The sequence below is a fragment of the Azospirillum sp. B4 genome (assembly GCF_000333275.1).
In the GTDB taxonomy this organism is placed as follows: Bacteria; Pseudomonadota; Alphaproteobacteria; order Azospirillales; family Azospirillaceae; genus Nitrospirillum.
The window spans coordinates 1-215 of sequence record NZ_BACU01000738.1; the positions used below are offsets into that span (position 1 = coordinate 1).

Below are 215 nucleotides of genomic sequence, written 5' to 3' on the forward strand. Positions count from 1 at the left end.
CGGTGATCAGGCGGTGCAGGTCGTATTCCTTGGTCGACTGGCGAACGATGGCGTCCATCTCCGCCAGGCGGTGCAGCACCCAGCGCTCCAGGTCCGGCATGGCCGCCGGCTCCACCCGCTCGTCCGCCGTGAAGTCCGCCAGGGCGCCCAGCAGGTAACGCAGGGTGTTGCGCAGGCGGCGGTAAAGATCGGCGTTGCTCTTCAGGATCTCCTTG

General features: G+C 67.4%; 1 protein-coding gene. It reads right to left on the reverse strand.

The genetic code is table 11. The annotated features are described in order from the left end of the window. Window positions 1–215: hypothetical protein (locus tag I55_RS36675; protein WP_044564876.1), on the reverse strand; the 215-nt coding region annotated here is incomplete at both ends.